This window comes from Kitasatospora sp. NPDC059599 (assembly GCF_042735125.1).
GTDB lineage: Bacteria > Actinomycetota > Actinomycetes > Streptomycetales > Streptomycetaceae > Kitasatospora.
The window spans coordinates 45792-52121 of record NZ_JBHWCL010000056.1 but is presented as its reverse complement, the minus strand read 5'-3'; the positions used below and the strand labels follow the sequence as shown (position 1 = coordinate 52121).

The window sequence follows — 6330 nt, the reverse complement described above, 5'->3', positions numbered from 1 at the left end:
CCTCCCGGCCTGTCCCCGGCCCGGGGGCCGGGTGCGGGGTCAGGGGCAGTGCTTCCAGGCGAGGTGGTAGACGGTGTTGATGTTGCCGTCCGTCGAGTCCATCGTCATGAAGCTGGTGCTCTTGGTCGGGTCCGAGGTGCCGGCCGCGACCCGCAGTTCGGTGTTGATGTTGAAGTTGCGCTCCTCGCCGCAGGGCGCCCAGACCAGGGCGGCGACGTCGACGGTGTCGGTCGCCTGCCAGCTGTCGTCCTGCGGGCCGGTGAAGCGGTGGGACGAGTAGGCGGTCTGGGCCTGGCCCTGGAAGTAGTAGTTGGCCCGTTCGGTCCCGTTCGCGCCCTTCTCCAGGTGGGCGAAGCCGCGGTAGTCGGCGGAGGCGATCGCGTAGGTGAAGCCCTGGGGGACGTGCACGCGCAGGTCGAGCTGGCAGTTCTTCCGGAAGTCGGTCGGCTTCGAGCCGAGCCCCACCTGAGCGAGGTATTCGCTGTAGGTGACGGTGAACGCGGTGTTGTCCGGGGAGACGGCCACCGCGGCCGTTCCCGTCGGACAGCCGGAGCCGTTGACCGTCGCCACGTCGATGACGATCCGGTCGGGCGGGGTCGGGAGCGAGTCGACGCCGAAGGCCGACGGGCCGGACAGCGATGCGGCGACGGCGGTCGCGGCGGCCAGCGCGCGGAGCAGCATGGGCATCCCCTTCGATCGAGCACGGAGTCTGAGTCGGAGGCGGTGCGGCGCGGTTCTGCGCGGTGCGGCGCGGTTCGGCACCACCTCGTTTTGACATGCATATGTCAGCACATGCGCGGGCCGCTGCCCAGGGGGTGGAGTCGAAAGAAGAGCCAATCCGGCCCCGGCCGCCCCGCGGGCGAACTCCGACCCCAGGAGGGCGAGTTCACCGGGGGCGCGCGAGTGGCGCCGGCACCCCGGGGTCGACAGATGCTTGACAAACTCAACCTTTCATCCCTAGAGTCGCCATTGCTTCACATGCTGAAAGTTCCATGTGTCAAGCGCCACCGACGCCTCAAGACCGCGAGATCCTCATGCACGACAGCATCCCTTCTGTGGTCGCCCGCCTGCGGGCCGAATTCACCACCGGCCGGACCAGGCCGCTCGCCTGGCGGCTGGACAAGCTGGCCGCCCTGCGCACCCTGCTCACCGACCGGGCCGAGGTCTTCCAGGAGGCCCTGCACGCCGACCTCGGCAAGAGTGCCGCCGAGGCGTACCGCACCGAGATCGGCTTCACGATCAGGGAGATCGACCACACCACGGCGCACCTGGCACAGTGGCTGCGGCCCGAACCGGCGGACGTCCCCGAGATCTTCCGCCCCGCCGAGGCCCGGGTCGTCCGCGACCCGCTGGGCGTGGTGCTGATCATCGCGCCCTGGAACTACCCGCTCCAGCTCGCCCTGGCCCCGCTGGTCGGCGCATTGGCCGCCGGGAACACCGCCCTCGTCAAGCCCAGCGAGCTCGCCCCCGCGACCTCCGCGGCCATCGCCGAGCTGCTGCCGCGCCACCTCGGCGAGGAGGCCGTCGCGGTCGTCGAGGGCGCCGTACCCGAGACCACCGCCCTGCTGGAACAGCGCTTCGACCACATCTTCTACACCGGCAACGGCGCTGTCGGACGGATCGTCATGGCCGCCGCCGCCAAGCACCTGACCCCGGTCACCCTGGAGCTCGGCGGCAAGAGCCCGGTCGTGGTCGAACCCGGCGCCGACCTCGCCGTCACCGCCCGGCGGATCGCCCGCGGCAAGTTCCTCAACGCCGGCCAGACCTGCGTCGCCCCCGACTACGTCCTCGCAATCGGCGGGACCGCGACCGCCCTGGAGGCCGAACTGGCCGACGCAGTGCAGGAGTTGTTCGGCGCGGACCCGGCCGAGAGCCCGGACTACGGACGGATCGTCAACGAGCGCCACTTCGACCGGCTCACCGCCCTGCTGGCCGACGGCCGCACGGTCACCGGCGGCGAGCACGACCGCGCCGCACGCTACCTCGCCCCGACCGTCCTCGCCGACGTCCCGGCGACCGCCGCGGTGATGCAGGCCGAGATCTTCGGCCCGATCCTGCCCGTCCTCGGCGTCCCCGACCTCGACGCGGCGATCGCGTTCATCAACGAGCGCGACAAGCCGCTCGCCCTGTACGCCTTCACCGAATCCGAGGACACCAAGCGACGGCTGACCGAGGAGACCTCCTCCGGCGCGCTCAGCTTCGGCCTGCCCGTCTCCCACCTGGCGATGCCCGCGCTGCCGTTCGGCGGCGTCGGCGAGAGCGGCATGGGTCGCTACCACGGCGAGTACTCGATCGACACGTTCAGCCACACCAAGGCCGTCGTCGACAAGCCCCTCGCCTGACCCCAGTGCGTCCGCGGCTTCCCGACGCCCCGTGACACCGGGCCATGGGCCCCGGGCCCCCGCCGACCGTCCGAACGGCCGACGGGGGTTGGTGCGTGGCACCCGAGGTTCGTGGCGCCCGGGGTCCGGTGCCCGGGGTTCGTGGCGCCCGGGGTTCGTGGCGCCCGGGGTCCGGTGCCCGGGGTTCGTGGCGCCCGGGGTCCGGTGCCCGGGGTTCGTGGCGCCCGGGGTCGGGTACGGCCGGCCCTCAGGACGACCGCCGTACCACCAGCTCCGTCGGCAGCACCAACCGGGAGGGCGCCGCGTCCTCGCCGGCGATCTGCCGCAGCAGGAGCCCGGCCATCGCGCGGCCCATCTCCTCGACGGGCTGGCGGACGGTGGTCAGCGGCGGATCGAGGAGCCGGGCCACCGGTGAGTCGTCGACGCCGACCAGCGCGATGTCGCCCGGCACGTCCAGTCCCCGGGCCCGCAGGACGGCGAGGGCCCCGACCGCCATCACGTCCGAGGCGGCGAACACCGCGTCCAGATCGGGGCAGCGCCCCAGCAGGTCGCGCATCGCCCGGCGGCCGCCGTCCTCCGTGAAGTCCCCTCCGGCGACGAGGCGTTCGTCCGCGGGCAGGCCGGCCGCAGCCAGCGCGTGGCGGTAGCCGACCAGTCGGCCGTACGCGGCGTCCATGTCCAGCGGGCCGGTGATGGTGGCGATGCGGCACCGCCCCCGCCCGGCCAGGTGCTCCACGGCCGAGCGGGCGGCCCCCACGTTGTCGGTGTCGACGTACGCCGTCGGCTCCTGCGGCGACCGGCGGCCGTTCAGCACGGCCGGCAGGCCGAGCGCGCGTACCCGGTCCGGCAGCGGGTCGTCCCGGTGGACGGAGACCAGCAGCACGCCGTCCACCCGCTGCGCGGCCAGGTACTGCTCGAAGCGGCGCCGCTCCTGCTCGGTGCGGACCAGTGTGAGCAGCAACTGTTTGTCTGCCGCGCCGAGTTCGGAACTCACCCCGCGGATGACGTCCAGGAAGTACGGCTCCGCCCACAGTCGCGCCTCGGTCTCGGGCACGACCAGCGCGATCGCGTCCGTCCGGCGGCCGGCCGGCGACCGGGCCGCCTGGTCGGGTGCGTAGCCGAGCTCCGCGATGGCCCGGCCGGCCGCCTCCCTCGTCCGGTCGCTCACCCGGTGCGAGCCGTTGGTCGCCCGGGACACCGTGCCGCGTCCCACCCCGGCCCGGGCCGCGACCGTCTCCAGGGTCGGCCTTCCGGTCTGCCGTCCGCTCACTGCCCACGCGCCTTCCGTCGCCGCCCACCGGCCTCGCGCCCGCCTGGCAGCGCATGCTAGATCACCCGGCGCGGCCCCGCCACGGGTCGTGCAGGTACGGGAAGGGCCGGCGGCGACCGGCGGCTCCCACGCAGGTACGTGCCCGGACCGGGCAATGCGGGCACTGCGCAGGCCGTTCACGACGACCTGGCTGATGGGGGCGAAGTAGAAGTCGGTCGACCGGCGCATGGCGTCGGGGAGGCCGGGGACCCGCCAGCCGACGTCGTTGAACCTGGTGGCCACCAGCCGCTGCTGGGCGGCGGTGTCGCACCGGCCGTAGCTCAGCGGCGCCGAGCGGAAGAACCAACCGACCACCAGGTCCCGGTTGTCGTGGACGGTGTAGCAGCCCAGGGTCCGGCCGGGCAGGTTCAGCAGCAGACCGGTGCGATCGAGGCCCTGGGTGTTCGGCATCGTGAAGTGCCCCTGGTAGCGGCCCAGGTGCCGGACGAAGTCGGTTTCGGGTCCGAAGGCGAGGGACCGGGTCCGGGAGTGCAGTCCGTCGGCGCCGACGACGAGGTCGAAGGTGCGGTGCGCCCTGCTGCCCCCGCACCCGCCCGGCCGTACGCAGCGTGAAGGAATGGCCGGAAATCGGCTGTGTCGATTGACCCTCGACACCAGCCTCCGGGGGGGCATCGGCTCTCTCCGATCACGATGATCAGGGGGGGCAGTGTCGCACGGCCCGGAATTCCACGACTCCCCCGGAACGATCATGGCCGGCACCCGCCCGGGCCGTACGGAGCGGGTGATCGCCGTACGGAGCGGTAGCGTCACCGCATTCACCGAGACATGAATGTGTCATTCCGGGGGCTGTCCGAAAATCGCCCATGGGCCTAGGCTGCGGCGCGTGTCGCTCTTCCGAAGAATTCGCGCCTCCAGCCCCAGCGTGCGCCCCGAACTCGACGACGTCGAACTCGGCCGCGTCCGGCGCCAGCTCAAGTCCCCGGGCCTGCCCGGCCAGAGCGCCATCCAGATCGACCAGGTCGAACGGCTGCTCCGGGAGACCGGCACGGACTGGGACCGCCGCGGGCACCGTTTCGGCGTCCTCGCCGAAGCGGCCGCACCGTCCTCCCTGGCGCACAACTGGGTGCTGCGCCGTGCCCAGAGCGCGGACGCGCTGACGTTCGCGGGGTGGGTCCAACTCGTCCGCGGCCGGCACGCGGGACAAATGGAGGACGCCCGCGCGGCGGCCGACACCTGCTACCGCGCGGCCGAGATCTCGCCCGAGGATCCGACGCCCTGGGTCGTCCTGCTCGGGATCCTGCGCCTGATGCGCGCGGAATCGCGCGACGTGGTCGCCGTCTGGCACGAGGTCGCCGAACGGGACCCGTGGAACCGCGAGGCCCACCTGCAGATGCTGCGGTACCTGTCGCCGGAGGAGTGCGGGTCGCGCAGCGCCCAGCTCAACTTCGTCGACACGGTCCGGGCCTCCGCGCCGCCGACCGCGCCGACCGCCGCGGTGGAACTCACGGCGCTCGTGGACGAACACGCCCGCACGTCGGCCGCCGGCGGCGTCGAGGCACTGCTGGTCCGTCGCCAGTGGACCCACAACCGGGCGATCACCGCGCTCGACACCGCCCTGCACGGATGGCCCCGGCTCGGCGGACTCGGCCACGCGGCGGCCGCCGCCGACCTCAACGTGCTGGCCTTCGCCCTGATCCAGGCGGGCCGCGCGAACGAGGTCGGTGACACCTTCCGCCTGATCGACAACTCCGTCACCGCCTGGCCGTGGAACCTCCTCGGCGACCCGATCCAGCAGTTCACCTACTGGCAGGCGCGCACCTCGGGCTGACACCGGCCCGCGCCCCGGACCGCCGACACCGCGGCGCACGACGCCTCCTTCGCGCTCCGGCACCCGGAGCGGCGCACGCCCGTCGACGACCGGCCGTGCGCCGCCAGGCAGGCTGGTCAGCCGGCCGTGGACCGCACCGCCTCCCGGATCAGCTCCACCACGGCGTCGGGCCGGGCGAGCATGACCAGGTGCGAGGAGTCGACCTCGACGGTGGTCATGCCGGCGCGCCGGTAGCCGTAGCGCTCCACCTCGGGGTTGATGGCCCGGTCCTCGGTGGCGATCAGGCCCCAGGACGGCTTGCTCCTCCACGCCGCGACCTGGGCCGTCTCCGTGAAGGCCCGTGCGGCCAGGGGGCGCTGGGAGACGGCGAGCACCGCCGCGAGCGCGGGGTCGACGTCCGCCGCGAACAGGGCGGGGAACCGGTCGACCGCCACGGTGACGTCGGTGCCGGTCTCGGTGGAACCGGCCACCGGAAAGGGGGTCAGGACCAGCGCCTCGGCGAGGCCCGAGTCGGGGAAGCGTCCCTGCAGCTCGCCCAGGCTCTCGCCCTGCTCCAGGGCGTACCCGGCGAGGTAGACGAGTGCCCGGACGTTGTCCTCCACACCTGCGAGGGTGATGACGGCGCCGCCGTAGGAGTGCCCGACCAGGATCACGGGCCCGTCGACGGCACGGACCACCGAGGCGATGTACGCGGCGTCGTCGACCAGACCGCGGTTGGGCACCGCCGGAGCGACCACGGCCAGGCCGGCGGCGGTCAGCTCCGGAACGACGCGGGCGTAGCTGGAGGCGTCGGCGAAAGCACCGTGGACCAGGACGACGGTGGGGCGGGCGGATCGGGACACAGGAGGACTCCTCGGTGGGTGACTGGGGGTTCGTGGCTGCCGCGGTGC

General features: G+C 73.1%; 5 protein-coding genes. 2 read left to right on the top strand and 3 right to left on the bottom strand.

Annotated elements, in window-relative coordinates; translation table 11 throughout:
* Positions 1-39 precede the first annotated feature (39 nt).
* Positions 40-687 (bottom strand): DUF4360 domain-containing protein, encoded by a 648-nt coding sequence (locus tag ACFV04_RS20830; RefSeq protein WP_380343482.1) that lies wholly within the window; start codon positions 685-687, stop codon positions 40-42.
* Between the two features lie 347 nt (positions 688-1034).
* Between ACFV04_RS20830 and ACFV04_RS20825 the strand changes: the two genes are divergently transcribed.
* Positions 1035-2342 carry an aldehyde dehydrogenase family protein gene (locus tag ACFV04_RS20825; RefSeq protein WP_380343485.1) on the top strand — a complete coding sequence of 436 codons (1308 nt, stop codon included), beginning with the start codon at positions 1035-1037 and terminating at the stop codon, positions 2340-2342.
* Positions 2343-2589: 247 nt separating this feature from the next.
* Here ACFV04_RS20825 and ACFV04_RS20820 read toward each other — a convergent pair whose 3' ends face one another.
* Complete coding sequence (locus ACFV04_RS20820) at positions 2590-3612, bottom strand: LacI family DNA-binding transcriptional regulator (RefSeq protein ID WP_380530967.1); 1023 nt, start codon at positions 3610-3612, stop codon at positions 2590-2592.
* Between the two features lie 883 nt (positions 3613-4495).
* On the opposite strand from ACFV04_RS20820, the gene ACFV04_RS20815 reads away from it, so the two are divergent.
* On the top strand, positions 4496-5440 hold the full coding sequence (locus tag ACFV04_RS20815) for a hypothetical protein (RefSeq protein ID WP_380343488.1): 945 nt from the start codon (positions 4496-4498) through the stop codon (positions 5438-5440).
* A gap of 116 nt (positions 5441-5556) precedes the next feature.
* Here the strand turns inward: ACFV04_RS20815 and ACFV04_RS20810 are convergent, their stop codons facing one another.
* Positions 5557-6282 (bottom strand): alpha/beta fold hydrolase, encoded by a 726-nt coding sequence (locus tag ACFV04_RS20810; protein WP_380530959.1) that lies wholly within the window; start codon positions 6280-6282, stop codon positions 5557-5559.
* Positions 6283-6330: the final 48 nt, after the last annotated feature.